The organism is Halobacillus yeomjeoni (genome assembly GCF_020171525.1).
Lineage (GTDB): Bacteria > Bacillota > Bacilli > Bacillales > Halobacillaceae > Halobacillus > Halobacillus yeomjeoni.
This window is the reverse complement of the sequence record NZ_JAIVAI010000015.1, coordinates 1-555: the sequence shown is the minus strand read 5'-3', so window position 1 is coordinate 555 and position 555 is coordinate 1. Positions and strand designations below refer to the sequence as shown.

The following is a 555-nucleotide window of genomic DNA, read 5'->3' as shown; positions in this document are numbered from 1 at the left end:
CTTTATGGAGCCAGCCGCCGAAGGTGGGGCCAATGATTGGGGTGAAGTCGTAACAAGGTAGCCGTATCGGAAGGTGCGGCTGGATCACCTCCTTTCTAAGGATAGAAACGGAAGCGTACTTGGTTGGTTGTTCAGTTTTGAGAGATTAAAGCTATGAAAATATCTTTATTCCCATAATTGGATGGGCCTGTAGCTCAGTTGGTCAGAGCGCACGCCTGATAAGCGTGAGGTCGGTGGTTCAAGTCCACTCAGGCCCACCATTCAAATACGGGGCCTTAGCTCAGCTGGGAGAGCGCCTGCTTTGCACGCAGGAGGTCAGCGGTTCGATCCCGCTAGGCTCCACCATTAATTAAAACACAAACGATACAATTTGTGTTTTATATTTGACCCTAAACAAGGGCGTGAACCTTGAAAACTGGATAAGGAATCAATAGTGATCATCTAACGATGATGCTAGTGATGACAAGACATTCAACGAAACATTGAAACAAATCAACGTCTTTTCACGAAGATAGTTAAGTGAATAAGGGCGCACGGTGGATGCCTTGGTACTAG

General features: G+C 46.8%; 2 tRNA genes and 1 rRNA gene. All 3 read left to right on the top strand.

Annotated elements, in window-relative coordinates:
• Positions 1 to 95 (top strand): 16S ribosomal RNA (locus tag LCL89_RS16705); the annotation flags it as partial.
• A gap of 88 nt (positions 96 to 183) precedes the next feature.
• Positions 184 to 260 (top strand) — tRNA-Ile (locus LCL89_RS16700).
• A 9-nt stretch (positions 261 to 269) separates the two neighbouring features.
• Positions 270 to 345, top strand: a tRNA-Ala gene (locus LCL89_RS16695).
• Positions 346 to 555: the final 210 nt, after the last annotated feature.